At 73.0% G+C, this 26,503-nt stretch carries 18 protein-coding genes; 5 read left to right on the forward strand and 13 right to left on the reverse strand.

All coding sequences use genetic code 11. From position 1 onward, the window contains the following. Positions 1-143 precede the first annotated feature (143 nt). The 3 genes from AB0F71_RS06125 to AB0F71_RS06135 form a co-directional block, all read right to left on the reverse strand. Entirely contained in the window at positions 144-3,743 is a 3,600-nt protein-coding gene (locus AB0F71_RS06125) for an Rne/Rng family ribonuclease (RefSeq protein WP_360228879.1), read from the reverse strand. Between the two features lie 435 nt (positions 3,744-4,178). Further along, positions 4,179-4,940: a TIGR03936 family radical SAM-associated protein gene (locus tag AB0F71_RS06130; RefSeq protein ID WP_360228882.1), complete on the reverse strand. Its 762-nt coding sequence runs from the start codon at positions 4,938-4,940 to the stop codon at positions 4,179-4,181. Between the two features lie 221 nt (positions 4,941-5,161). Further along, complete coding sequence (locus AB0F71_RS06135) at positions 5,162-7,090, reverse strand: TIGR03960 family B12-binding radical SAM protein (RefSeq protein ID WP_360228885.1); 1,929 nt, start codon at positions 7,088-7,090, stop codon at positions 5,162-5,164. 451 nt (positions 7,091-7,541) lie between these two features. Between AB0F71_RS06135 and AB0F71_RS06140 the strand changes: the two genes are divergently transcribed. Then, the gene (locus AB0F71_RS06140; protein ID WP_360228888.1) at positions 7,542-8,849 is read left to right on the forward strand and encodes a M14 family zinc carboxypeptidase; all 1,308 of its coding nucleotides are present in this window, start codon (positions 7,542-7,544) and stop codon (positions 8,847-8,849) included. A 126-nt stretch (positions 8,850-8,975) separates the two neighbouring features. Here AB0F71_RS06140 and rodA read toward each other — a convergent pair whose 3' ends face one another. The 8 genes from rodA to AB0F71_RS06180 form a co-directional block, all read right to left on the reverse strand. Continuing rightward, positions 8,976-10,175: a rod shape-determining protein RodA gene (gene rodA / locus AB0F71_RS06145; RefSeq protein ID WP_360228891.1), complete on the reverse strand. Its 1,200-nt coding sequence runs from the start codon at positions 10,173-10,175 to the stop codon at positions 8,976-8,978. Next, positions 10,172-12,514 (reverse strand): penicillin-binding protein 2, encoded by a 2,343-nt coding sequence (mrdA, locus tag AB0F71_RS06150; protein WP_360228894.1) that lies wholly within the window; start codon positions 12,512-12,514, stop codon positions 10,172-10,174. The genes rodA and mrdA overlap by 4 nt, the downstream gene beginning before the upstream one ends. 63 nt (positions 12,515-12,577) lie before the next feature. Beyond that, complete coding sequence (gene mreD / locus AB0F71_RS06155; protein ID WP_360228897.1) at positions 12,578-13,219, reverse strand: rod shape-determining protein MreD; 642 nt, start codon at positions 13,217-13,219, stop codon at positions 12,578-12,580. Positions 13,220-13,222: 3 nt separating this feature from the next. Then, positions 13,223-14,176, reverse strand: a complete 954-nt coding sequence (gene mreC, locus AB0F71_RS06160) for a rod shape-determining protein MreC (RefSeq protein WP_360228900.1) — start codon at positions 14,174-14,176, stop codon at positions 13,223-13,225. A 97-nt stretch (positions 14,177-14,273) separates the two neighbouring features. Continuing rightward, positions 14,274-15,299, reverse strand: a complete 1,026-nt coding sequence (locus AB0F71_RS06165) for a rod shape-determining protein (protein ID WP_360228991.1) — start codon at positions 15,297-15,299, stop codon at positions 14,274-14,276. Between the two features lie 317 nt (positions 15,300-15,616). Further along, positions 15,617-16,030, reverse strand: coding sequence for a nucleoside-diphosphate kinase (ndk, locus tag AB0F71_RS06170; RefSeq protein WP_360228903.1), 414 nt, complete (start codon positions 16,028-16,030; stop codon positions 15,617-15,619). 117 nt (positions 16,031-16,147) lie between these two features. After that, a complete protein-coding gene (locus AB0F71_RS06175) occupies positions 16,148-16,492 on the reverse strand; it encodes a DUF4233 domain-containing protein (RefSeq protein ID WP_360228906.1) in 345 nt (114 codons plus the stop codon). A 1-nt stretch (position 16,493) separates the two neighbouring features. Beyond that, positions 16,494-17,885: a folylpolyglutamate synthase/dihydrofolate synthase family protein gene (locus AB0F71_RS06180; protein WP_360228909.1), complete on the reverse strand. Its 1,392-nt coding sequence runs from the start codon at positions 17,883-17,885 to the stop codon at positions 16,494-16,496. A gap of 231 nt (positions 17,886-18,116) precedes the next feature. On the opposite strand from AB0F71_RS06180, the gene AB0F71_RS06185 reads away from it, so the two are divergent. Then, positions 18,117-19,550, forward strand: a complete 1,434-nt coding sequence (locus AB0F71_RS06185) for a glycosyltransferase family 2 protein (protein WP_360228912.1) — start codon at positions 18,117-18,119, stop codon at positions 19,548-19,550. Between the two features lie 61 nt (positions 19,551-19,611). Continuing rightward, complete coding sequence (gene wecB / locus AB0F71_RS06190; RefSeq protein WP_360228915.1) at positions 19,612-20,835, forward strand: UDP-N-acetylglucosamine 2-epimerase (non-hydrolyzing); 1,224 nt, start codon at positions 19,612-19,614, stop codon at positions 20,833-20,835. A 26-nt stretch (positions 20,836-20,861) separates the two neighbouring features. On the opposite strand, the gene AB0F71_RS06195 is transcribed toward wecB, so the two are convergent. After that, on the reverse strand, positions 20,862-21,386 hold the full coding sequence (locus AB0F71_RS06195) for a hypothetical protein (RefSeq protein WP_360228918.1): 525 nt from the start codon (positions 21,384-21,386) through the stop codon (positions 20,862-20,864). A 392-nt stretch (positions 21,387-21,778) separates the two neighbouring features. Then, positions 21,779-24,415 carry a valine--tRNA ligase gene (locus tag AB0F71_RS06200; RefSeq protein ID WP_360228921.1) on the reverse strand — a complete coding sequence of 879 codons (2,637 nt, stop codon included), beginning with the start codon at positions 24,413-24,415 and terminating at the stop codon, positions 21,779-21,781. A gap of 190 nt (positions 24,416-24,605) precedes the next feature. Between AB0F71_RS06200 and AB0F71_RS06205 the strand changes: the two genes are divergently transcribed. Further along, a complete protein-coding gene (locus tag AB0F71_RS06205; RefSeq protein ID WP_360228924.1) occupies positions 24,606-25,445 on the forward strand; it encodes a hypothetical protein in 840 nt (279 codons plus the stop codon). A gap of 130 nt (positions 25,446-25,575) precedes the next feature. Then, the gene (locus AB0F71_RS06210) at positions 25,576-26,388 is read left to right on the forward strand and encodes a hypothetical protein (protein ID WP_360228927.1); all 813 of its coding nucleotides are present in this window, start codon (positions 25,576-25,578) and stop codon (positions 26,386-26,388) included. Positions 26,389-26,503 lie beyond the last annotated feature (115 nt).

Raw genomic sequence — 26,503 nt, forward strand, 5'->3', positions numbered from 1 at the left:
GGGGCGCGGTGCTCTCGGAGAGGTGATGTGCTCGGGAGCGCGGCGTAGACACGCCGATGGTCAAGAATACGGACCGGCCGCCCAGGGGGCAAACCGGCCGGTACGGCCGGGGGCGGGAAGGACTCCCGCCCCCGGCGTGGGCACTACTCGGCCGCCGTATCACCCTCGGCGGCCGCGGCCTTCTTGGCCGCCGCGCTCGTCCGCTTGGTCGCGGTCTTGCGGGCGGTGGTCTTCTTGGCCGCCGTGGTGGTCTTCTTGGCGGCGGTCTTCTTCGCGGCGGTCTTGCGGGCGGCCCGCTTCTTCGGCGCCGGGGCCTCCTCGGCGGCGGCCTCCTCCACGGGGGCCTCCTCCGCGGCGGGAGCCTCGGCGGCCTCCGCGGCCGGGGCCTCGACGGCCTCGGCCTCCACGGCGACGGTCCCGGCGGCGGCCTCCGGGGCCACCTCCGCGACGGGCTCGGCCGCGGCCTCGGCCACCGGCTCGGCGGCCGGGGCGGCGGCGGCCAGGGCCGCCTCCAGAGCCGCGTCGGCCTTCGCCTGCAGCACGACGATCTCGGCGGCCTGCGGGGCACCGGCCGGAGCCGTCGCCTTGCGCACCGCGCGGCGGCGCGGACGGCCGGCCGGAGCGGCAACGGGGGCCTCGGCCGCCGGGGCCTCCACGGCCTTCGGCGTCTCGACCACCACGGTCCCGACGGCCGGGGCCTCGACGGCCGGCGCCTCGACACCCGGGACCTCCAGGGCCAGCTGGCCCTCGATCTCCTCGCGCACCGGCTCGGCCGGCTCCTCGACCGCCTCGGCGACGGCCTCGGCCACCGACCCGGCCTCGACGGCCTGCGGCTCCTCGTGGCCCGCACCGCCCTTGCCCCGGCGACGGCGCTTGCCGCTGCCCGAGCCCGCCTCGACGGCGGCCGCCGGGGCGTGGACGTGGGCGCTCGGCTGCTCCATGTGCACGATCACGCCGCGGCCGTTGCAGTGCACGCAGGCCTCGGAGAAGGACTCCAGCAGGCCCTGGCCGACCCGCTTGCGGGTCATCTGGACCAGGCCCAGCGAGGTGACCTCGGCCACCTGGTGCTTGGTCCGGTCGCGGCCCAGGCACTCCAGCAGTCGGCGCAGCACCAAGTCGCGGTTGGACTCCAGGACCATGTCGATGAAGTCGATCACGATGATGCCGCCGAGGTCGCGCAGCCGCAGCTGGCGCACGATCTCCTCGGCCGCCTCGATGTTGTTCCGGGTGACCGTCTCCTCCAGGTTGCCGCCCTGGCCGACGAACTTCCCGGTGTTGACGTCGATGACGACCATCGCCTCGGTGCGGTCGATCACCAGCGAACCGCCGCTGGGCAGCCAGACCTTGCGGTCCAGCGCCTTCATCAGCTGCTCGTCGATCCGGTAGGTGGCGAACACGTCCACCTCGGAGGTCCACCGCTGGAGCCGCTCGGCGAGGTCCGGGGCCACGTTGGAGACGTACTCGTGGATGGTCTGCCACGCCTCGTCGCCGGAGACGATGACCTTGGTGAAGTCCTCGTTGAAGATGTCGCGGACGACCCGGACGGTCATGTCCGGCTCGCCGTACAGCAGCGCCGGGGCGTTGCCGGTCGCGGCCTTCTTCTGGATGTCCTCCCACTGCTGCTGGAGGCGCTGGACGTCGCGGGTCAGCTCGTCCTCGGAGGCGCCCTCGGCGGCGGTGCGCACGATCACGCCCGCGTCGTCCGGGACGATCTTCTTGAGGATCTGCTTGAGGCGGGCGCGCTCGTTCTCGGGCAGCTTGCGCGAGATGCCGGTCATCGAGCCCTCGGGCACGTACACCAGGTAGCGGCCGGGCAGCGAGATCTGGCTGGTCAGGCGGGCGCCCTTGTGGCCGATCGGGTCCTTGGAGACCTGCACCAGCACGGACTGGCCGGACTTGAGCACCGACTCGATCCGGCGCGGGCCGCCGTGGCCCAGCGCACCGAAGTTGACCTCACCGGCGTACAGCACCGCGTTGCGGCCCTTGCCGATGTCGACGAACGCGGCCTCCATGGACGGCAGCACGTTCTGGACCTTGCCCAGGTAGACGTTGCCGACGTACGAGGTGGCCTGCTCCTTGTTGACGTAGTGCTCGACCAGCACGCCGTCCTCCAGCACGCCGATCTGGGTGCGCAGGCCGTTCTGGCGCACCACCATGACGCGCTCGACCGACTCCCGGCGGGCCAGGAACTCGGCCTCGGTGATGATCGGCACCCGGCGGCGGCCCAGCTCGCGGCCCTCGCGGCGGCGCTGCTTCTTCGCCTCCAGACGGGTGGAGCCCTTGATGGACTGCACCTCGTCCGGGTCGAACGACGGCTCGGTGGAGCGGCGGCGCGGCTCGCGCACCTTCACCACCGTGCGGACGCCGTCCTCGGTGGTCTCGGCGGTCTCGACGGCGCCGGTCTCACCGCTGCGGCGGCGACGGCGGCGACGGCGACGCGACGAGGACAGGCCGGCGGCCAGGTCGTCCTCGTCCTCCTCGTCCTCCTCGACGACGGCCCGGGCCGGCTCCTCGGCGGCGGGCTGCTCGGTCTCGACGGCCTCGGCGGCCTCGAAGTCCTCGGCCTCGCCACGGCGGCGGCGACGGCCGCCCCGACGGCGGCGGCGGGACGGACGGCCGTCCTCCCACTCGTCCTCGTTCTCCGGACCGGCGACGGGGGCCTCCGCGACGGGCTCCTCGACGGCCGGAACCTCGACCGGAGCGGCCTTCACCGGGGCGGCCTTGGCCGGGGCCGCCTTGGCCTGAGCGGCCTTGGCCGGCGCCTCGGCGGCCGGCTTGCGGCGGTTCGGCTCGACCCGGGTGCGCACCCGGCGGCGGCGGCCGACACCGCTGTACTCGTACTCGTCCTCGTCCTGGCGCTCGGCCTCGACGGCCGGGGCCTCGACCGACGCCGGGGCGGCGGCGGTCTGCTGCGGCTGCGGCTGCGGCTGCGCGGCGGGCGCGACGTAGGGGGCGGGCTCCTGGAACACCGGGGCCTGGAAGACCGCGGTGGCCGGGCGGACGGCGCGGCGGCGCACCCGGTGGTGCGGCTCGGCCTCGACGGCCGGGGCGGGATCGGCAACCGGCTCGGCGGCGGCCGGGGCCTCGGTGACGGCCTCGACGGCCTCCTCCTCGGCGGGCTCCTCCTCGACGGCGGGCTCCTCGGCCACCGGCTCCTCCACCGGGGCCTCGACCACCGGCGCGGCCTCGACCACGCGACGGCGGCGCGGGCGGCGGGCCGGAGCGGCCGGGGCCTCCTCGGCCACCGGCTCGGCGACCGGCTCGGCCACCGGGGCGGGGGCGGCGGCCTCGGCCACCGGCTCCTCGACCGGGGCCTCGGCCTTCTTGCGGGTCCGACGGGCCCGAACGGGCTTCTCCGCCTTCTCCTCGGCCACCGGCTCGGCGGCCTTCTCCTGGGCCTTCGTCCCCTCGGCCTCCGGTGCGGTGACCACGATCGCGGTCTCCTCCGGAGCGCCGGCCGGGGCCTCGGCGCGCTTGCGGGTCCGGCGGGCCCGGACCGGCTTCTCGGCCACCGGGGCCGCCTCGACGGGCGCCTCGGCCGCAGCGGCCGGGACGACCGTCGGCTCGGCCGGGACGACCGTCTCGGCCGTCTCGGCGGCCGCACCCTGCGGGGTGCCCGCCGGGCGGGACACCGCGCGGCGACGACGGCGCGGCGGCGCGGCGGACGCGCCCTCACCACCGGTCGCGGCGGTTTCGTTCTGTTCCGTGGCCGCAGCCTGCTGCGGGTCGGTGTTATCGAGCATGCGGGTGGATCTCCCGTCAGGCCCCCGGGCTCCGCATCCGGGCACGGCACGGCACCAGTGGGCGGCCGGCATCGCGAGGATGCTCGGGCCGGACCCTTTGACGGTGCCGCCGTGCGGACGCGAGGCCGCACAGGGGCTCGTAGTCTCGCTCGGCGCCCCGCGTTGCGCGGGGTGTCGAAAGTCTTCTGGTCTGACCAGTCTTCTGAGTTTTTCCCAAGCTGAGCCGTCCCCCAACCCCGGGTGGCTCCCGGACGGGGTCCCGAGCCCACCGACCGTCCTGGTCGGCGGGCCCCGAGTGGCCGGCCTGTGCTGCGACGACGCTCGCTCCCCTGGGGAGCCGCGGCAACCCTGGAGGACCGTCGGGTCCAGTGAGGCACTGGACCCGGCCTCCGCCCCCTAGGCGGACGCGGTAGCGCGCGGCCCGCCGGCCGTTTCTCAGCCGGCCGGGGCCGCGGCGCGGTCGAGCGCCAGCGGGTCGGTCACCGTGCCGGACTCCTCGTCGAGCGGCCCCTGCGCCAGCCTGGTCACCTCTGCGGGGACCGGCGGCGCCAGGTCGGCCGTCGCACGGAGACCGGACAATACGTCGTCGGGTCGTACGGCGGGTGTGGCGTGTCGTACTACCAGGCGCAGTATCGCACAGGGACGGCCCGTCCGAACATCGCGGCCGGTTCCGACCGCCGTGTCCGCACCGCCGTCGACCTGCGGCTCGACGGCTTCGAGCGCCGCCACCGCACCGCGCGCGTCGAAAACCCGCACGCCGTTCTTGGTCCGGCGCTCGACCTCGACCTTCTCCTCGGCCAGGAACACGCGGACCGCCTCGGCGGCCTCGGCCGGCTCGACACCGTCCAGGCGCACCAGCCACTCGGAGGCCTCCAGGCGCTCCACGAAGTTGGGCGTGCGCACCTCGACCGCGTCGGTCACGTCCAGTCCGTCCGGCAGCGACTCGTCCAGCTGCGCCCGCAGCTGCTCCGGGTCGCGCACGGCGGCCAGGCCGATCTCCAGGTACTCCGCCTCGCTCGCCACCCCGGTCGGGGCGGCGTTGGCGTAGGACACCTTCGGGTGCGGGGTGAAGCCCGCCGAGTAGGCCATCGGAACGGCGGACCGGCGCAGGGCGCGCTCGAAGGCGCGCTGGAAGTCACGGTGGCTGGTGAAGCGGAGCCGGCCGCGCTTGGTGTAGCGGAGACGAATCCGCTGCACCGTCGGCGCGGGCGGCGGACCGTCGGGCGTACGGCGTGCCAGGGTCGCTCAGTCCTTAGTCAGTTCTCCCCGTCCGGCGCGGCGCAAACCCGCCACTGTCCGGACTCTGTCACCCCAAAGGGTACGCGCCCCGCCGCCCCGCTCGCTCCGCCCCTGGTCAGCCGCCCACCACCGACCCCCGCCCGGACCACTCCGGCCGGGGGTCGAGCGCCCTGCCCCGACTACTTGTTGACGACCGTCAGCGGCAGCAGCTTCTTGCCGGTGGGGCCGATCTGGATCTGGGTGTCCATCTGCGGGCACACGCCGCAGTCGAAGCACGGCGTCCAGCGGCAGTCGTCGACCTCGACCTCCTCCAGGGCGTCCTGCCAGTCCTCCCACAGCCAGTCCTTGTCGAGGCCGCTGTCCAGGTGGTCCCAGGGCAGCACCTCCTCGTAGGAGCGCTCGCGGGTGGTGTACCAGTCGACGTCGACGCCGGTGCCGGCCAGGCCCTTCTCGGCGGCGAGCATCCAGCGGTCGTACGAGAAGTACTCGCGCCAGCCGTCGAAGCGGCCGCCGTCCTCGTAGACCGCGCGGATGACCGCGCCGATCCGGCGGTCGCCGCGGGAGAGCAGGCCCTCGACGATGCCGGGCTTGCCGTCGTGGTAGCGGTAGCCGATGTTCTTGCCGTACTTGCGGTCGCCGCGGATGGAGTCGCGCAGCTTGGCCAGGCGGGCGTCGGTGGCCTCGGCGGACAGCTGCGGGGCCCACTGGAACGGGGTGTGCGGCTTGGGCACGAACCCGCCGATGGAGACGGTGCAGCGGATGTCGTTCTGGCCGGTGACCTCGCGGCCCTTCTGGATGACGTTCTTCGCCATCTCGCCGATCTGGAGCACGTCCTCGTCGGTCTCGGTCGGCAGGCCGCACATGAAGTACAGCTTCACCTGGCGCCAGCCGTTGCCGTAGGCGGTGGCGACGGTGCGGATCAGGTCCTCCTCCGACACCATCTTGTTGATCACCTTGCGCATGCGCTCGCTGCCGCCCTCGGGGGCGAAGGTGAGGCCCGAGCGGCGCCCGTTGCGGGACAGCTCGTTGGCGAGGTCGATGTTGAAGGCGTCGACGCGGGTGGACGGCAGCGACAGGCCGATCTTGTCCTCGGTGTAGCGGTCGGCCAGCCCCTTGGCGATGTCACCGATCTCGGTGTGGTCGGCGCTGGACAGCGACAGCAGGCCGACCTCCTCGAAGCCGGTCGCCTTGAGCCCACGCTCGACCATCTCGCCGATGCCGGTGATGCTTCGCTCCCGCACGGGGCGCGTGATCATGCCGGCCTGGCAGAAGCGGCAGCCGCGGGTGCAGCCGCGGAAGATCTCCACGGACATCCGCTCGTGCACCGTCTCCGCGAGCGGGACCAGCGGCTGCTTGGGGTACGGCCACTCGTCCAGGTCCATCACGGTGTGCTTGGACACCCGCCACGGCACGCCCGGGGCATTCGGCACGACACGGGCGATCCGGCCGTCGGCCAGGTACTCCACGTCGTAGAACTTCGGCACGTACACCCCGCCGGTGCGCGCCAGGCGCAGCAGCAGCTCGTCGCGCCCGCCCGGGCGGCCCTCGGCCTTCCAGGCGCGGATGATCTCCGTGATGTCGAGGACGGCCTGCTCGCCGTCGCCGATCACCGCGCAGTCCAGGAAGTCCGCGATCGGCTCCGGGTTGAACGCCGCGTGGCCGCCGGCCAGGACGATCGGGTCCTCGTCGGTGCGGTCCTTGGCCTCCAGCGGGATGCCGGCCAGGTCGAGCGCGGTCAGCATGTTGGTGTAGCCGAGCTCGGTGGAGAACGACAGCCCGAACACGTCGAAGGCCTTGACCGGGCGGTGGGCGTCCACCGTGAACTGCGGCACCCGGTGCTCACGCATCAGGGCCTCGAGGTCCGGCCAGACGCTGTAGGTGCGCTCGGCCAGCACGCCCTCGCGCTCGTTCAGCACCTCGTAGAGGATCATGACGCCCTGGTTGGGCAGCCCGACCTCGTAGGCGTCGGGGTACATCAGCGCCCAGCGGACGTCGCAGGCGTCCCAGTCCTTGACGGTCGAGTTGAGCTCGCCGCCGACGTACTGGATCGGCTTCTGGACGTGCGGGAGGAGGGCCTCCAGGCGTGGGAAGACCGATTCGACAGTCATGTACTAGGAACCCTTACGACGTGATTCGGTGCCGCGAGTCGGCACGGGAGGGGTGACCCTCAAGGGTAGCCCAATCCGGGGAACGACCCGCCCGGGGCGGTTGCCCGCCGGTGCGCCCCGGCGCGGTCGGCGCCCAGCGGTGACCGCCCCGGCACGCGCGGTGCGCGCCCGCCGCCCGGCCCGGTCCGCCGTTGACACGCCCGGAACGCCCGTGCGGTACTGACAGGGCCCTGCCCAAGGCCCTGTACCCCTTCCGGAGACGGGAGTTGGGTCGTACGCTCGGCCAACGCCGACTCCCCGGCGGCCCGCTCGCCCCAGCACGCCCTCCCCCGTCCCCGCGCGGCCCCCTCCCCAGGCCCCGCGGAGCCCGTCCCCCGGCCCGCAGGCCGCGTCCGGCGGCGCGGCACGCCCGCGCGCCCCGGCGGCCGTGCGACCGGTCGCAAGGAGAACCATGACCGACACCGGTCGGCGGGTCCGGCCCCTGGCCCTGCGCGCCCCCGACGCCCGGCCGGCCCGCTACCCCACCGCGGCCCAGGCCGAGAGCGCGGCCCGCCGCCTCGCCCTGCGCCACCCCGACCGCTGCCGGCTGCGCGAGGTGGGCCGCTCCCGGGCCGGGCGCCCGCTGCTGCTGCTCTCGGTGGACCGCGGGCCGCGCGCCGCCCTGGTGGTCGGCGGCCCGCACCCGAACGAGCCGATCGGCACCGCCGCCGCCGTCCGGCTGGCCGAGGTGCTGCTGGAGCGCCCCGCCCGGCCCGGCCTGTCCTGGCACCTGCTGCTCTGCCTGGACCCGGACGGCGCCGCCCTCAACGCCGGCTGGCTGGACGGCCCGCTCACCATGCGCCGCCACTACGAGCACTTCTTCCGCCCCGCCTTCGAGGAGCAGCCGGAACTGCTGCCCGCCCCCGGCTCCGGCCGCCCGCCGATGCCGGAGAGCCTGGCCCTGACCGGGCTGATCGACGAGCTGCGCCCGTTCCTGCAGTGCTCGCTGCACGGAGTGGACTTCGGCGGTGCCTTCGTCCAGCTGACCGGCCCGGTGCCCGGCCTGGCCGAGCGCTTCGCCCGCTCCGCGGACCGGGCCGGCATCCCGCTCGACGTGGACTCCTACGACGCCGTCGGCTGGTCCAGCCCTGACCCCGGCACCTATCTGATGCCGCCGCCCGGCAGCACCGGCACCCCCCGGGCGCTGCCGGACGAACCCGAGCTGTCCACCTGGTCGTACGCGGCCCGGTACGGCGGGGTGACCGCCGTCCTGGAGGTCCCGATGTGGGCCGTGGACGCGGTCGGCGACGCCCGGATCCATCCGGCCGGGCCGCGGGCCGTCGGCGAGGCGGCCCACGAGCTCACCCTGCGCACCGAGCAGCTGGACGCGCTGCTCGCCCGTGTCCCGGACCAGGCCCGGGAGGCGTACGGCCCGCTGGTGCGCACCGCCGAGTTCAACCTGGCGGTGGCCCCGCGGATGGCCGCCGAGTGGCTGGAGCTCTGGTGCCCCGGCCCGCTGAGCGCCGCCCGGGCGACCACGGCCGGGCTGGTCGCCGCCCGGCTGCCGCTGCGGGTCGCCTCGATCCTGCTGCGGCTGCTCGCCGACGCCCGCGGCCCGGCCGCCGAGGCCACCCGGGAGCGCGCCCGCGCCGTCGTCGCGGACAGCCTGGACCGGCTGCGGCACCGCTTCGGTGCCCGTTGGGTGCCGGTCCAGGAGCAGCTGGCCCACCAGACCCGGGCGGTCCTGGCCGCCGCCGACTGCCTGCTGCAAGCCACCTGACGCAGAGTCAACTCCAGCTCCCGGCAAGGCGAAGGGCCGGCCCGGAAGGATCCGGACCGGCCCTGGACCGACGGCCCTGGGGAGCCGACGGCCCTCGGGAGCCGACAGCCCCAGCGAGCCGACGGCTCAGGCCGCTATCGGCCGCTGGCTGCGCACCGCCTGGAGCAGCCCGATGCCGATCCAGACCGCGAACATCGAGGAGCCGCCGTAGGAGACGAAGGGCAGCGGGATGCCCGCGACCGGCATGATGCCCAGGCACATCCCGATGTTCTCGAAGGCCTGGAAGGAGAACCAGGCGATGATCCCGGCCGCCACGATCGTCCCGTACAGGTCGGTGGCCTGGCGGGCGATCCGGCAGGCCCGCCAGAGGATCACGCCGACCAGCGCGATGATCGCCAGTGCCCCGACGAACCCCAGCTCCTCACCGGCGACGGTGAACACGAAGTCGGTCTGCTGCTCCGGCACGAACTGCCCGATGGTCTGGGTGCCGTGGAACAGCCCCTTGCCGGTCAGCCCGCCCGAGCCGATCGCGATCCGGGCCTGGGCGGTGTTGTAGCCGACCCCGTTGGGGTCGAGCTGGGGGTTGGCGAAGGCGGCGAAGCGGTCGATCTGGTACTGGCTGAGCAGCCCGAGCTTCCAGATCGCGATGCTCCCGCTGACGCCGAGCGCCAGGATGCCGAGCACCCAGCGGTTGGCGGCGCCGGAGCCGAGCAGGATGCCGAGCACGACCGCGGACATCACCATGACCGACCCGGCGTCCGGCATCAGCAGCACCAGGCCCATCGGCAGGCAGGCCCAGATCAGGCCCCGGAACACCGCCCGGTGCGAGGGGAACTCCCGCTCCCCCGCGTCGACCTGGTCCGACAGCACAACGGCCATCGCCAGCAGGATGGCGACCTTCGCGAACTCGGCCGGCTGGACGGAGAAGCCGCCGCCGAGCTGGATCCACGAGTGGGCGCCGTTGACGGTCGAGCCGATCGGGCTGAGCGTCGCCAGCAGCAGCAGGATCACGCCGACGTAGACGAAGGGCACCAGGGTGCGGACCCGCCGGGCTCCTATCGCTATCACCACGGCGCACAGCACCAGGCCGATCACGAAGTTCGTCAGGTGCCGGTAGAGGAAGTACTGCGGGTCCCCGTGGGTGAGGTTGTCGCGGCCGCGGGTGGCCGACCAGACCAGCAGTGAGCCGACGAGCGAGAGGGCGAGGCCCGCCAACAGCAGTATCCAGTCCAGCCGCCAGAGCGGGGAGTCCTTGGCCAGGGCCTTGGAGACCCCGCTGCGCTGCGGGGTCAGCCGCAGCTGCCGGTACGAGCCGTAGGAGGTCATGCCCGTCCCCTTCCCGGGCGGTTCGGTTCGAGGGCCGCGGCGGCCGCGGTGTACGACGCCGGGCTGTCGGCCGGGGGTGCCGGGTCGAGGAAGGCCGCCGCCGGGGCGGCGTCCGCCTGCGCCGGGGCGGCGTGACCGGCCGCTACAGCCGCTACGGCCGGGGTGAGCGGTGCGGCCGGGGCGACCGGGGCGAGCTGCGCGCTGGAGGCCCCCTGGGCCGCACCGGCGTCGTACGAGGCCGGCTTGATGATCGCGGTGCCGTCCGGGTTGAACTTCGGCAGCTGGCCCTGCGGCGTGGGCAGCAGCGCCTTGCTGTTGTCGATGTTGCCCTTGTCGTCCACCCCGTACAGCGCCTGGTAGATCCGGCGCACGGCGTCGCCGGAGCCGCCGGAGCCGGTGCCGCCCTGGCTGATCGTCATGACGACGGCGTAGTCCTTGCTGTACGTGGTCAGCCAGGAGGTGGTCTGCTTGCCCTCGACCTCGGCGGTGCCGGTCTTGGCGTGCAGCTCGATCTTGTTCTGCGGCCAGCCGGCCCCGGCGAACTTCCAGGCGGCGGTGCCGCTGGTGATGACGCCGGCGGTGGCCTGGTCGATGTAGCTGAGCAGCTTCTGGTCGCCGGGGAACTTGGCGTCCTCGTGCGGGGCGATGTCGCGGACGAGGTCCCCGCCCGGGCTTATCACCGCCTTGGCGATGGTCGGCCGGTAGAAGGTGCCGCCGTTGGCCAGCGCCGAGTAGATCCGGGCCATCTGGACCGGGGTGACCAGGGTGTCGCCCTGGCCGATCGCGAAGTTGACGGCGTCACCGGCGCGCATCTGGTAGCCGTCGACGCAGTTCTCCCGGGCGATCTGGTCCGAGAAGCTGTTGCCGCCCTTCTGCGCCTGGGCGCACCAGGCGTCCTTGTTGTTGTCGTAGAAGGACTGCTTCCACTGCCGGTCCGGCACCCGGCCGGGGACCTCGGCCGGCAGGTCGATGCCGGTCTTGGCGCCGAGGCCGAACTCGTGGGCGGTCTTGAAGAACCAGTCGCCCGGGTTCTTCGGCTTGATGCCGCCGTCCTTCATCCACTGGTCGTACGCCAGGCCGTAGAAGACGGTGTCGCAGGAGACCTCCAGCGCCTTCTCCAGGGAGATGGAGCCGAAGTTCTCGCTCTCGAAGTTCTTGAACTCGCGCCCGCCGATGGTGAGGCTCTTGGGGCACGGGTAGCTGCCGTCCAGCGAGTAGCCGGCCTGCACGGCGGCGGTGGTGGAGACGACCTTGAAGGTCGAGCCGGGGGCGGACTGACCCTGTATGGCCCGGTTCAGCAGCGGGAAGTTGGAGTCCTTGCTGGTCAGCGACTGGTAGTCCTTGCCGCTGATGCCGCCCACCCAGAGGTTGGGGTCGTAGGTCGGGGCGCTGGCCATCGCGACGATCCGGCCGGTGTGCACGTCCATCACGACGGCGGCGCCGGAGTCGGCCTCGTAGTTGCGGTTGGTGACCTTGTCGAAGGTGTTCCGGGCGTCGGCCATGGCCTGCGCCAGGTTGTCCTCGACGACCTTCTGCACCCGGGCGTCGATGCTGGTGACCAGGTTGTTGCCGGTCTGCGGGGCGACGGTGCCGGCGGTGCCGATCACCCGGCCGAGGTTGTCGACCTCCAGCTTGGTGATGCCGGCGGTGCCGCGCAGGTCGCGGTCGTACACCGACTCCAGGCCGGCCCGGCCGATCTGGTCGGCCGGCAGGTAGCGGTCCAGGCCGCTCTTGTCGGCGGTCTTGCTGACCTCGTCGTCGGTGACCGGCGAGAGGTAGCCGAGCACCTGGGCCATGTTGGCACCCTCGGCGCCGGTGTAGCGGCGTACGGCGGTGGGCTGCGCGGTGACCCCGGGGAAGTCCTCGCGGCGCTCCATTATCTGCATCGCCTGCTGGGTGGTCGCCTCCTTGGTGACCGGGATCGGCTGGTAGGGAGAACCGTTCCAGCAGGGCTGCGGGGTCTTGGCGTCGCAGAGCCGGACCTTCTCCTGGACGTCCTTGGCGGGCATCCCGAGCACGTCGGCGAGCCGGCCGAGCACCCCCTTGCCGCCGTCCTTCTGCTGGAGCAGCGAGGTGCGGCTGACGGAGACCACCAGCCGGGTCTCGTTGCCGGCCAGGATCCGCCCGGAGGCGTCCAGGATCTCGCCGCGGACGGCCGGTTCGACCACCTCGCGGATGTGGTTGCCGGTCGCCTTGGCGGTGTACTCCTTGGCGTTGCGGATCTGCAGGTACCAGAGCCGTCCGCCCAGGGTGGCGAGCAGCGACAGCACCAGGATCTGCAGCACCACCAGACGGATCGTCACCCGCCGGGTACGGCCGGTCTCGGGGATGTTGCTCACGTCTCGTGCGCTCCAGGGGTGCGGGAGGGTCAGGAGGTCTGGGGGCGGGCCTGGACCGGCCGGCTACGGGCGTCGGGCAAAGCCGGGCACGCGCCGCTTCTTGTACGACGGGCCGCTGGAGACCTCGCGGGTGGTGCGGTAGCGGGCCAGCGTGCCCAGGCCCGGGCCGCCCTCGTCGTCGTCGCTGGCGGCGGACACCGGGTCGCGGCCGAAGCGGCGGCCGAACAGCATCACCAGCGGCACCACGAACGGGGCCAGCAGCAGGTCGTACAGCAGGGCGCTGATCACCAGGCCGCCGAGGCCGACGTGCCGGGCCGCGGTGTCGCCGACCAGGGCGCCGACCATCGCGTACAGCAGGGTGGAGGCGATCGCCGCGGCGCCGACCACCAGCAGCGCGCTGGAGACGGAGCGCTGGCGGCCGTGCTCGGGGCGCAGCAACCCGGCGGCGTAGCCCATCAGGCAGAGCACCAGGGCGTAGCGGCCGATCGCGTGGTCGGAGGGCGGTGCGAGGTCGGCCAGCAGGCCGGCCGAGAAGCCGACCAGGCAGCCGCCGGTCGGCCCGTAGACCATGGCCAGGCCGACCACGACGAGCAGCAGTATGTCCGGGGTGGCTCCCGGGAGCTGGAGCCGGCCGAGGACGCTGACCTGGAGGATCAGGCCGAGCAGGATCAGGACGGCGGAGACGGGGATGCGGGCGAGGCGCATGGCTCAGTTCCCCCCAGTGGGCTTGGCGGGCGGGGCGGCGGGCGCGGAGGCCTGCGGCTGGGCGGGCGCGGCCGGGGCCTGGCTCTGCCCCGGGGTGGGGGCGGGCGGCAGCACGGCGTCGCGCGGGTCGGTGCGCGGGGGCACCACGACCACGCCGACCAGGTCCAGCCGGGTGAACTGGACGAAGGGCTCGACCAGGACGGTCTTGGTCAGCTGTCCGGCGTTGGCCTGGACCTCGACGACCTTGCCGACCGGGACGCCGGGCACGAACGGGCGGCCGCTCTGCGAGCCGAAGGTGACCAGCCGGTCGCCGGTCTTGACCTGGGCCTTCCCGTTGAGCAGGGAGACCTTCATCGGGCTGTCGCCGCCGCCGGAGGCGAAGCCGATCTCGCCGCTGCCCTCCAGCCGGGTGCCGGCCGAGAAGCCGGGGTCGGAGGCGAGCAGCACGGTGGCGGTGGTCGGGCCGACGGTGGTGATCCGGCCGACCAGGCCCTGGCCGTTGATGACGGTCATGTCGCGGGTGAGGCCGTCGTCGCTGCCGGCGTCGACGGTGATGGTCCAGGAGAAGCCCTGGGCCGGGCCGATCGCGATGACCTGGGCGGCCTTGACGGTGTAGCCGCCGGCGCCGGCGGTGCGCAGCAGGTCGTCCAGCTGTTTGGTGCGCCCGGTGGCCATGTCGGAGGAGGCGAGCTTCTGCCGCAGTTCGGTGTTCTCGCGGGCGAGCTGGTCGGTGCGGCCGCTGTCGGTGGCGGCGTCGCGGAAGGCGCGGACGGTGTTCGCGACCGGGTCCACGACGGTGGCGGCGCCGCGCTCGACCGGGCCGAGGACCTTCGCGGCGGCGTGCCGGGCCGGGCCGAGCGGGGAGTCCTCACCGCCCTTGATGTCCACGGTGATGAGCGCGAAGGCGACGGCCACCAGCAGGATGAGCAGCAGCCGGCTCTCTCGTGTGTCCCTCACGGTGCTGGTACTGCCCCTTCGTACCTGGCGGCCGCCCGGGGCTGTGGGGCCCGGGCGGCGGCCCGTTCAGTTGAGTCTCGGAATGGTCGTCGTGGTGCTAACGGCGCGGAGAGGCGTCCAGTACCTGCTGGAGCGCCTCGAACTCCTCGACGCACTTGCCGGAGCCGAGCGCGACGGAGTCGAGCGGGTTCTCGGCGATGTGGATCGGCATGCCGGTCTCGCGGCGCAGCCGCTCGTCCAGGCCGCGCAGCAGGGCGCCGCCGCCGGTGAGCACGATGCCGCGGTCCATGACGTCGCCGGCCAGTTCGGGCGGGCACTGGTCGAGGGTGGTCTTGACCGCGTCGATGATCGAGTTGACCGGCTCGTCGATGGCGGCGCGGACCTCGGCGGCGGAGATGACGACGGTCTTGGGCAGGCCGCTGACCAGGTCGCGGCCGCGGATCTCGGCGTGCTCGTCCTTCTCGCCCTCCAGGCCGAAGGCGCTGCCGATGCTCATCTTGATCTGTTCGGCGCTGCGCTCGCCGAGGAGGAGCGAGTACTCCTTCTTGATGTGCTGGACGATCGCGTTGTCCAGCTCGTCGCCGGCCACCCGGATGGACTGGGCGGTGACGATGCCGCCGAGGGAGATGACGGCGACCTCGGTGGTGCCACCGCCGATGTCGACGACCATGTTGCCGGTGGCCTCGTGGACGGGCAGGCCGGCGCCGATCGCGGCGGCCATCGGCTCCTCGATGATGTGGACCTGGCGGGCGCCGGCCTGCGAGGAGGCCTCGATGACGGCGCGGCGCTCGACGCCGGTGATGCCGGAGGGCACGCAGACCACGACCCGCGGGCGGGCCAGGTAGCGGCGGCGGTGGATCTTGAGGATGAAGTAGCGCAGCATCCGCTCGGTGATCTCGAAGTCGGCGATCACGCCGTCCTTGAGCGGGCGGATGGCGACGATGTTGCCGGGCGTGCGGCCGATCATCTTCTTGGCCTCGGCGCCGACCGCCAGGATGCCGCCGGTGTTGGTGTTGACCGCGACGACGGACGGCTCGTTGAGGACGATCCCCTTGCCCCTGACGTACACCAGCGTGTTGGCTGTTCCGAGGTCGATCGCCAAGTCGCGGCCGATGAACGACAGGTTGCTCGCCATGGGGTGTGGGTGCCTTCCCGGGCTCGGAGTTCTTGAGGGTGGACGGATGCGCGCCCACGCTTGGGCGGAGACCAGCTGAGCTGCCGTACCGGGCCCTTGAGTCGCGTCCATCGTAGTCACGCCGCACGGCACGGACATCGACGCGGGGCATACCGTCCATTGTCCGGAGCGTGATCGCTTCTCCGAGCATTGGGACGCCGTGTCGGCGTTCCCAGTTCCCTATTTCACGATAAGAATGCCCCGGCCGGGCCAATGGTCCCGACCGGGGCGGTGCGAAGGTCCTGCCGGGCGTGCCGCCCGCCGGATCAGGCGTGCGCGGGGAAGAAGATCTTGATCTCGCGCTCGGCGGACTCCGGGGAGTCGGAGGCGTGGATCAGGTTCTCGCGGGTGATCGTCGCGTAGTCGCCGCGGATGGTGCCGGAGCCGGCCTCCAGCGGGTTGGTGGCGCCGGCCAGCATCCGGATGCCCTTCACGACCTCCTCGCCCTCGACGATCATCGCGATCGACGGGCCGGAGGTCATGAACTCCAGCAGCGGCTCGTAGAACGGGCGGCCGACGTGCTCGGCGTAGTGCGTCTCCAGGGTCTCCCGGTCGAAGGTGCGCAGCTCGACCGCGGTCAGCCGCCAGCCGGCCTTGCGCTCGATGCGGCTGATGATCTCGCCCGCCAGGCCGCGGCGGACGGCGTCGGGCTTGAGCAGGACGAGAGTGCGCTGGGACACGGTGCGTCTCCTGGTGATCTGGTACGACATGCGGTACGGGGCAGAGGTTACCTTGCGTGAACGACCGGTCGGTCGCGCCCCCGACCGGGGTCACACGGCCTGGACCCCCGACCGGGGTCAGGCGGCCTGGGCCTCGGCGGCGGCGCGGGCGGCCTTGAACTCGTCGACCTTGCGGCCGTAGTGCACCGAGCACCACCACAGGCCGGCGAAGACCACGCCGAGGCCGAACATGGTCGGCAGGACGAAGCCGCTGGCGATCAGGCCGATCTGCAGCGCCCAGCCGATCTGCACCGCGCCGGGGCGGTTGATCATGCCGCAGAGCGCGATGCACAGCGCCATCGCGATGCCGCTGACGATCCACACGGTGGCCGTCGAGACGCTGGAGAGCTGCATCGCGACCAGCGCCGCGAACATGATCAGGAGCGCTTCGCCGATCAGCGTCGAGGAGCAGAGCGTCCTCATGTCACTTCCTCCCGAGCAGCAGGCGGGCCTCGCCCACCGTGATGACCGAACCGGTGACCAGCACCCCGGCGCCGCCGAGGTCGCCCTCCTCCTCGGCCAGGGTGACGGCCGCGGCGATGGCGTCGTCGAGCCGGGGCTCGACCTGGACGCGGTCGTCGCCGAAGATCTCCACGGCCAGGGCCGCGAGGGCGTCCACGTCCATGGCGCGGTGGGTGGAGTTCTGGGTGATGACGACCTCGGCCAGGATCGGCTCGAAGGCCTCCAGCACGCCGGCCACGTCCTTGTCCCCCGAGGTCCCGATCACGCCGACCAGGCGGGTGAAGCCGAAGGACTCGGAGATCGCGGCGACGGTGGCCCGGGCGCCGTGCGGGTTGTGCGCGGCGTCCAGGATGATCGTGGGGCTGCGGCGGACGATCTCCAGGCGGCCCGGCGAGGACACGCCGGAGAAGCCCTGGCGGACCTTGTCGACGTCCAGCTGACCGCCGCGGGCGCCGCCGACGCCGAAGAAGGCCTCGACCGCGGCCAGCGCCAGCGCCGCGTTGTGCGCCTGGTACTCGCCGTGCAGCGGGAGGAAGACGTCCTCGTACTCCTCGCCGCCGAGCCCGCGCAGCGTCACCAGCTGGCCGCCGACGGCGAGCTCACGGCGGATCACGCCGAACTCCAGGCCCTCGCGGGCGACCGTGGCGTCCACCTCGACGGCCCGGCGCAGGATGACCTGGGCGGCGTCCAGCTGCTGCTGGGCGACCACGGCGACGGCACCGGACTTGATGATCCCGGACTTCTCGACCGCGATCTCGCCGGTGGTGTTGCCGAGCTTGTCGGTGTGGTCCAGCCCGATCGGGGTGATCACGGCCACGGCGGAGTCGATGACGTTGGTGGCGTCCCAGGAGCCGCCCATGCCGACCTCGACCACCCCGACGTCCACCGGCGCGTCGGCGAAGGCCGCGTAGGCCATGCCGGTGAGCACCTCGAAGAAGGACATCGGGACGGGCTGGGCGGCGTCGACCATCTGCACGTAGGGCTCGATGTCGCGGTAGACCTCGACGAAGCGCTCCGGGCTGATCGGGAGGCCGTCCAGGGTGATCCGCTCGGTGACGCTCTCCACGTGCGGGCTGGTGTAGCGGCCGGTGCGCAGCTCGAAGGTGTTGAGCAGCTGCTCGATCATCCGGGCGGTGGAGGTCTTGCCGTTGGTGCCGGTGATGTGGATGGAGGGGAAGGACCGCTGGGGCTGGCCCAGGATGTCCATCAGCGCCTCGATCCGGTCGAGCGAGGGCTCCAGCTTGTTCTCCGGCCAGCGCTTGGAGAGCTCCAGTTCGACGTCGCGCAGGGCGTCGCCGGTGCTGTCGTCGGAGGGGCGGAGGGTGTACGGGTTCGGGTCGGCCTTGTCGCTCACGACCACAGTCTACGGAGCGGCGACGGCCCGGCCCCACAGGGCGAGGGGTACGGCGCCGACGGGACGGCGGCGCGGCGGGCGGCGGGGTGAGAACGGCCACTTTGCCCCGTCTTTGCCTTACTTCTTGAGTTTGCTCCCTTTACTATCGATTTGGCGAGTTTTGACGGCAATGGAGCATCGATTCGCAAGCCATAGGAGCCGACAGCCTTTGATCATGAGGAGCACTGCGCCATGCCCGACGCCCTGCACGACTGGATCGTGCTCCGCCAGGACGCCGTCGTCTGGTTCGCCGGACTGATCTCCCTGGCCCTCGTCGGCTACCTGGCCCTCGTCTTCGGACGCTTCCTCGTGTACTGGGCCGGCTCCCGCCACGCCTTCCGGCACAACCGCCCCTCCCCGCCCGGCGACCCCGCCACCCTCCAGTGGCACCTGGTCATCCCCTGCCGCGACGAGGAGGCCGTGGTCACCCAGACCCTGGACGGCCTGCGGGCCAGCGCGCCCGAGGCCCACCTCTGGGTGATCGACGACGACAGCGAGGACGCCACCCGCGAACTCGTCCTCGCCGCCGCGGCCCGCGACCCGCGGATCCACCTCGTCCAGCGCCGCCGCCCGCACGCCCGGATCGGCAAGGGCGCCGCGCTCAACGCCGCCTACCGCGAGATCTCCGCCTGGCTGCCCGAGTCCACCGACCGCTCCGAGGTGGTCATCGGCGTGGTCGACGCCGACGGACAGCTCGACCCCGGCACCCTCGGCCAGGTCTGCAACCCCAAGGCCCTCGGCCGCCCCGACACCGGCGCCGTCCAGATCGGCGTCCGGATGCGCAACGCCGACGACGAACGCCCGCTGCCCGGCCGCGGCCGCACCGCCAACGCCCTCGCCCGCACCCTGGTCCGGATGCAGGACGTCGAGTTCCAGGCCAACAACGCCGGCATGCAGCTGCTGCGCCGCCGCACCGGCAGCGTCGGCCTCGGCGGCAACGGCCAGTTCGTCCGGCTCACCGCCCTCGACTCGCTCACCGCCGAGGAGGGCCGGGCCGGCCGCCCCTGGCCCGAGCGCGCCCTCCTGGAGGACTACGAGTCCGGCCTCGACCTGCGCCTGGCCGGCTGGCGGCTCACCCACGTCACCGAGGCCCAGGTCTCCCAGGAGGGCCTGATCTCCCTGCGCCGCTTCCTCACCCAGCGCACCCGCTGGGCCCAGGGCAACATGCAGTGCCTGCGCTACACCGGCCGGGTGCTGCGCTCCCCGCACTACCGGGCCTGCGGCAAGGCCGAGGTGCTCTACACCTTCCTCCAGCCGGTGGTCTGCGTCCTGCTGGTGCTGCTGTTCCCGCTCTCGCTCGCCATCACCGCCGCCGGGCTGGTGCTCTTCCCCGCCGAGACCATCGAGTTCCAGCTCCGGTTCGGCCCGTGGATGCTGCTCGCCTTCGTGCTCGCCACCCTGCCGATGGTGTTCTGGGGCCTCGCCTACCGCAGGGCCGTCCACCCGGACCGCAGCCGGCTCACCGGACTGCTCTGGGGCGTCCTGGTCTGGCTCTACGCCTACCACCTCTTCGTGGTCGCCGCCCGGGCCGCCGTCCGACTACTGCTGGGCCGCAACGGCTGGGCCAAGACCCGGCGCAACGCCGAGAAGGTCGCCGTCGGCGCCCCCACCGCGCTCGAATCCTGAACCCCCACTCCCCCGCCCCGCGCCGCCTCCCCACCCCCGCGCCGTCCTCCCGGAGCCCCGCATGAGCATGTGCCTGCCCCCGAACAGCGTCGCCGTCGTCCTCGGCACCCGCCCCGAGCTGGTCAAGCTCGCCCCGCTGATCCACGAACTCGGCGACGCCACCCGGCTGGTGCACACCGGCCAGCACTGGGACGAGGCGATGTCCGGCCGCTTCCTGCGCGACCTCGACCTGCCCGCGCCCGAGCTGCTCACCGGCGTCGGCGGCCGGCCCCGGGCCGGGCAGATCGCCCAGTCCCTCGGCCAGCTGGACGCCGCCTTCGCCGAGGACCGCCCCGCCGCCGTCGTCGTCCAGGGCGACACCAACGCCACCCTCGCCGGGGCGCTGGCCGCCAACGCCCGGGAGATCCCGCTGGTGCACGTCGAGGCCGGGCTGCGCAGCTACGACCGGGCGGTGCCCGAGGAGCACAACCGGGTGATGGTCGACCACGTCTCCGACCTGCTCTGCGCCGCCACCGAGGACAACGTCGCCAACCTGCGCGCCGAGTCCCTCGACCGGGGGCGGATCGAGCTCACCGGCAACACCGTCGTCGAGGTGGTCCGCCGTCAACTGCCCGACGCCGACGCCCGCGCCGCGCTGCTCGCCGCGCACGGGCTGCGCCCGGACGGGTACGTGCTGGCCACCGTGCACCGCCCGGAGAACACCGACACCGCCGAGGCGCTCGGCGCCGTGCTCGCCGAGCTGGACCGGATCGCCCGGGCCGGCACCCCGGTGCTGTTCCCGATGCACCCGCGCACCCGGGCCGCCGTCGGGCGGTTCGCCCTGGACGCCCTGCTGGAGCGCCTGGCCGTCACCGAACCGGTCGGCTACGGCGACTTCCTGGGCCTGGCGAGCCACGCGGCGCTGCTGGTCTCCGACTCCGGCGGCGTACAGGAGGAGTGCACCGTACTCGGCCGTCCGCTGCTGGTGGTGCGCCGCTCCACCGAGCGCCCGGAGGCCGTCGACGCCGGCTTCGCCGCGCTGGTGCGGCCCGGCGAGGAGCTCGGCGAGCTGGCCCGCGGCTGGCTGTCCGACACCCCCGAGCGGCTGGCCCGGCTGGCCGCCACCCCGAGCCCGTACGGCGACGGCCGCGCCTCGGCCCGGATCGCCGCGCTGACCGCCGCCCTGGCCGCGGACGCCGGGGCCGAGGACGCCGGGGCCGAGGACGCCGGGGCCGGGGACGCCCTGGCCGAGGTCGCCGGGGCCGCCGACCGCGCCACCGTCCAGGCGGCCCCGCTGGCCGCGTAGGGACTCCTGACAACCGGATCGGTGGGTCAGACCCCGGCCCGGGCCTCCGGGACGTGCGCGGAGCCGCCGTGCCGACGGCGCAACTCGGCCGTGATCTCGGCCAGTTCACCCTCGGGCAGCAGCGGCAGCATCATCGCGACGCCCTGCAGCAGACCGCCGAGCAGGAAGGTGGTGTCCGCCGTCGCCGCGACCAGGCCGCGGACCTCGGCCACCCGGCCGTCCGCGACCGCCTCGATCAGCTGGGCCGCGTTCGCGCTCTCCTCGTCCACCTGGACGGCGGCGCTGTCCTGCGGGGCCCGACGGGCCATCGCCCGCAGCACCCGGTCGCCGACCTCGGGGGCGTACGCCTTGCGGACGGCCTCGGCGGCGATCCAGGTGAGCAGGGTGGTCACCTCCCGCTCGGCGTTCTCCGTCATCAGCAGGTCCAACTCGTGGTCGAACGCGAGCTGGTTGCCGTGGCGGAAGGCGAGCAGCAGGGTCGCCGCCCTGGCCTTGGCCTCCTCGACCGCCTCGGCAGGCAGTTCCTGGGCCAACTCCTCGGTCACCACCACGCCATGCCTCCCGTCCGTCGCTCAGCAGGAACGCTCAGCAGAAACACCTTCGGAAACTTCGAGCACACCGTACACATCCGACCTGGAAACTTCTGCGAACGCGCGCGGGCAAGACCGGAATCAATTCGCTCGGAATAGGACCTCACCCGGTCCAGGATGAATATTCGCCGGAAGGGAGCAATGTTGCTGCTCTATTAGGCGTAGCGGCCGTTTCGGCGGACCCGGCGAAACGGCGCGCCACAAACGATCGCGCGCCGTCACGAGCGCGCCGGGAGGTACGCGCCGGAAGGTACGCCCCGGAAGCGGACGCGCCGCAAACGGACCCGCCGGAAAACGCCGAGGGGCCGCACCCCGCGCGTCGCGGGATGCGGCCCCCGAGGGGCGGTGCGGGCTCAGCCCTGCGGCAGCGCCGCGAGCTGGGCGGTGATCCGGGCGATGTCGGCCTCGGCGGCCTCCTGACGGCCCCGGATCTTGGCGACCACCTCGTCCGGCGCCTTGGCCAGGAAGGCCTCGTTGCCGAGCTTGGCGGTGGTCTGGGTCTTCTCCTTCTCGGCGGCCGCGAGGTCCTTGGCGAGGCGCTTGCGCTCCGCCGCGACGTCGATGGTGCCGGAGAGGTCCAGCGCGACGGTGGCACCGGCCACCGGCAGCGAGGCGGTGGCCGCGAAGCCCTCCTCGGGGACGGTCAGCCGCAGCAGCGAACGGATCGCGTCCTCGTGGACGGCCAGCACGGTGCCGGCCAGCTCCAGCTGGGCCGGGACGCGCTGCGCGGGCTGCAGGCCCTGGTCCGAGCGGAACCGGCGGACCTCGGTGACCACCTGCTGCAGCGTGGCGACCTCCGACTCGGCGGCCGCGTCGCGGTAGCCGCTGTCCTTCGGCCACTCGGCGACGACCAGCGACTCGGCGCCGGTGAGCGTGGTCCACAGCGCCTCGGTGACGAACGGGACGACCGGGTGCAGCAGCCGCAGGGTGACGTCCAGGACCTCGCCCAGGACCCGGCGCGAGGCGTCCGCCTGCGGGCCGCCCTTGGCCAGGGTGGTCTTGGAGAGCTCGACGTACCAGTCGAAGACCTCGTCCCAGGCGAAGTGGTACAGCGCGTCCGAGAGCTTGGCGAACTGGTAGTCCTCGTACAGCCCGTCCACCTTGGCGACGGTGGCGTTCAGCCGCGACAGGATCCAGCGGTCGACCGCGGTCATCTCCTCGGGCGCCGGCAGCGGGCCCTCGGTGGTGGCGCCGTTCATCAGCGCGAAGCGGGTCGCGTTCCAGATCTTGTTGCAGAAGTTGCGCGAGCCCTTGACCCAGTCCTCGCCGATCGGCACGTCGGCGCCCGGGTTGGCGCCGCCGGCCAGGGTGAAGCGGACGGCGTCGGCGCCGTAGGCGTCCATCCAGTCCAGCGGGTCCACCGCGGTGCCGGAGGACTTCGACATCTTCTTGCCGAACTCGTCGCGGACCAGACCGGTCAGCGCGACGGTCTTGAACGGCGCCTCGCCGTCCATCGCGTACAGGCTGAACATCATCATCCGGGCGACCCAGAAGAAGATGATGTCGTGGCCCGTCACCAGGACGTCGGTCGGGTAGAACTTCTCCAGGTCGGCGGTCTTCTCCGGCCAGCCCAGCGTGGAGAACGGCCACAGGCCGGAGGAGAACCAGGTGTCCAGGACGTCCGGGTCCTGGTGCCAGCCCTCGCCGGTCGGCGGCTGCTCGTCCGGTCCGACGCAGACGACCTCGCCCTCGGGGCCGTACCAGACCGGGATCCGGTGGCCCCACCAGAGCTGGCGCGAGATGCACCAGTCGTACATGTTGTCGACCCAGTCGAAGTAGCGGCGCTCCAGCTCCTTCGGGTGGATCTCCACCTTGCCGTCGCGGACGGCGTCGCCGGCGGCCTTGGCCAGCGGCTCGACCTTGACCCACCACTGCAGCGACAGCCGCGGCTCGACCACGGTGTGGCAGCGCGAGCAGTGGCCGACGGCGTGCATGTACGGGCGCTTCTCGGCGACGATCCGGCCCTGCTCGCGCAGCGCGCCGACGACGGCCGAACGGGCCTCCATCCGGTCCAGGCCGAGGAAGGGGCCGTGCACGGTGATCGCACCGCGCTCGTCCATCACCGTCAGGTTCGGCAGGTCGTGGCGCTGGCCGATGGCGAAGTCGTTCGGGTCGTGCGCGGGCGTCACCTTGACGGCGCCGGTGCCGAACTCCGGGTCGACGTGCTCGTCGGCGACGACCGGGATCTCCCGGTCGGTCAGCGGCAGCTTGATGGTCCGGCCGATCAGGTGCTTGTAGCGCTCGTCGTCCGGGTGGACGGCCACCGCGGTGTCGCCCAGCATCGTCTCGGCCCGGGTGGTGGCGACGACGATCGAGTCGTCACCGTCGCCGTAGCGGATCGAGACCAGCTCGCCCGGCGTGTCCTCGTGCTCCACCTCGATGTCGGACAGCGCGGTGAGGCAGCGCGGGCACCAGTTGATGATGCGCTCGGCGCGGTAGATCAGGCCGTCGTCGAACAGGCGCTTGAAGATGGTCTGGACGGCCTGGGACAGGCCCTCGTCCATGGTGAAGCGCTCGCGCGACCAGTCCACGCCGTCACCGAGGCGCCGCATCTGGCCGAGGATGCGGCCGCCGTAGCTCTTCTTCCACTCCCAGACCTTCTCGACGAAGGCCTCGCGGCCCAGGTCGTGGCGGGAGAGGCCGGCCTCGGCGAGCTGCTGCTCGACCTTGTTCTGGGTCGCGATGCCCGCGTGGTCCATGCCGGGCAGCCAGAGCGTCTCGAAGCCCTGCATCCGCTTGCGGCGGGTCAGCGCGTCCATCAGCGTGTGCTGGAAGGCGTGGCCCAGGTGCAGGACGCCGGTGACGTTCGGCGGGGGGATGACGATCGTGTACGCGGGCTTGTCGCTCTTCGCGTCCGCGGTGAAGTAGCCACGCTCCACCCAGCGCTCGTACAGCTCGCCCTCTACGTCCGCGGGGGTGTAGGTCGTCGGGAGGGTTGCCGCATCGTCCCCGGTGGTGCTCACGGGGCGCTGGTTCGTCGTGTCGGTCACGACGCACAGTTTACGTAACCGGGGGCGCTGGTTACGAACCGCTTTCGGTCCGCGGACTCGGCCGGTCCGGGCGCTCCCGCCGCCGGTGCCGTGCGGTAGCGTGCCCGGGCACTCGTCCGGGTGACCGGGCGTGCACGGACATACCCATACGAGGATCGGCCGCGGGTGCGGCGGGGGAGCACGAGGACACATGTACGGCCAGGGACAGGGACAGCAGTATCCGCCGCCGCAGGGCCAGCCCTACGGCGGCCAGCCCTACGGCGCGCCGCCGCCACAGCAGCCCTACGGCGCCCCGCAGCCCCAGTACGGGTACCCGCCGCAGCAGCCCTACGGCGCCCCCCAGCCGCAGTACGGCGTGCCCCCGCAGGGCCCGTACGGCCAGCCGGGCTACCCGGCGCCGCCGCGCAAGGGCAAGGGCGGCCTGGTGGTCGGCCTCGTCATCGGCGCCCTGGCGCTCGGCGGCGGCGGCTTCGCCGCCTGGAAGTTCCTCGGCGCCGGCAGCGACTCGGGCGGCCAGTACAAGCTCAGCGCGCCGCAGACGCTGCTCGACGGCTACGTCCAGAAGTCGGCGAAGGAGGAGGCCGCCGACATGAGCAAGCCCGAGGTCGCCAAGATCGGCACCGACCTGCACGGGCTGGGGGCCAGCTACAGCAAGGGCGCCGACGTCAAGAACATGGACTCGCTGTCGATCCTCGGCATCTACGGCTCCCTCAACGACCCCGCGCAGATCATCGCCGACTCCAAGAAGGAGAGCGGCGGCCTGACCTGGTCCACCCCGATGACCGACTTCCCCGCCAAGGACGGCCACGCCTCCGACGGCAAGCTCAGCTGCGGCGTCGCCAGCATCATGGGCAAGCCCGGCCCGACGGTCTGCGTCTGGGCGGACAAGTCCACCTACGGCCGGGTCACCTTCAGCCACCTCAGCCTGAGCACCACCGGCGGCACGGGCGGCAGCGACTCGGGCCTCACCGCCGACCAGGCCGCGGCGAAGACCCGCACCATCCGCGACGCCATGAAGGTCGCCCGCTGACCCTGAACCCCCGCCAGGCCTCCCCGTAGCAGCAGCACAGCAGCAGCACGGCAGCAGCACCACCGCAGCAGCACCGCACCGCCGGCACCCCCGGCGGTCTCCTCGCGCGACGTCCCAGAAAGGGCCCCGCATGTCCGACCAGAACCCGTACGGGCCCCCGCCGCAGCCCGGGTACCCGGCGACGCCGCCGCCGGCCGCCCCCGGCTACGGCGGCGTCCCGCCGCAGGCCCCGCCGCCCGGCTACCCCGCACCCGGCGGGCCGGAGGCCGGCGGCCACCCGGGTTACCCGGGCTACCCGGAGGGCGCGCCCGGGGCCTACCCCGGTTACGGCGGGTACGCGCCGGTGCCGCCGCGCAAGTCGCGCCGCACGCTGTGGATCGTGCTCGGCACCGTCGGCGCCGTGCTGGTCGTCCTGATCGGCGTGTTCGGCTACCTCGCCTGGAACGTGACCAGCGGCACGGGCACCCAGAAGCTCGTGATGCCGGCGACCTTCAAGGACCTCAAGGCCAACGACGACCCGGCGGTGACCGGGAAGCTGCAGGACGAGCTGACCTCCAAGATCGGCCAGGGCGACGGCAACTGGAAGCCCACCGGCGTCGCCGGGGTGTACCAGGACTCGGACTCCACCCCGCAGCTGATCGCGGTCGGCGTCTACGGCAAGGTGCTGCTGCCCAAGCAGGAGCTGGACCAGATGTTCGCCGGCTTCTCCGGCGCGGGCGGCACGATCAGCGGCCGGCACTCGGTGGACCCGGGCCCCAAGGGCGGCCAGATGGACTGCGCCACCTCGCAGAACGGCGAGACGAAGCTGTCGCTCTGCGCCTGGGCCGACAAGAGCACCGTCGTCATGGTGCTCAAGGGCTCCGACGACGGCACCCAGCCCGACGTCGACAAGCTCGCCGCCGACACCCGCGACCTGCGCGCGGTCGCCGAGGTGCCCAAGTAGGCCCGCCCGGACGGCAGTAGCGACCGCCCCGCGCAGCCCCCGGTGGCCGTCCGCCAGCCCGAGCCGGGCGGCCCCGCGCAGGTCCACCTTGCTCAGCACGGCCCCGCGCAGCCGC

Source organism: Kitasatospora sp. NPDC028055 (assembly GCF_040637885.1).
GTDB lineage: Bacteria > Actinomycetota > Actinomycetes > Streptomycetales > Streptomycetaceae > Kitasatospora.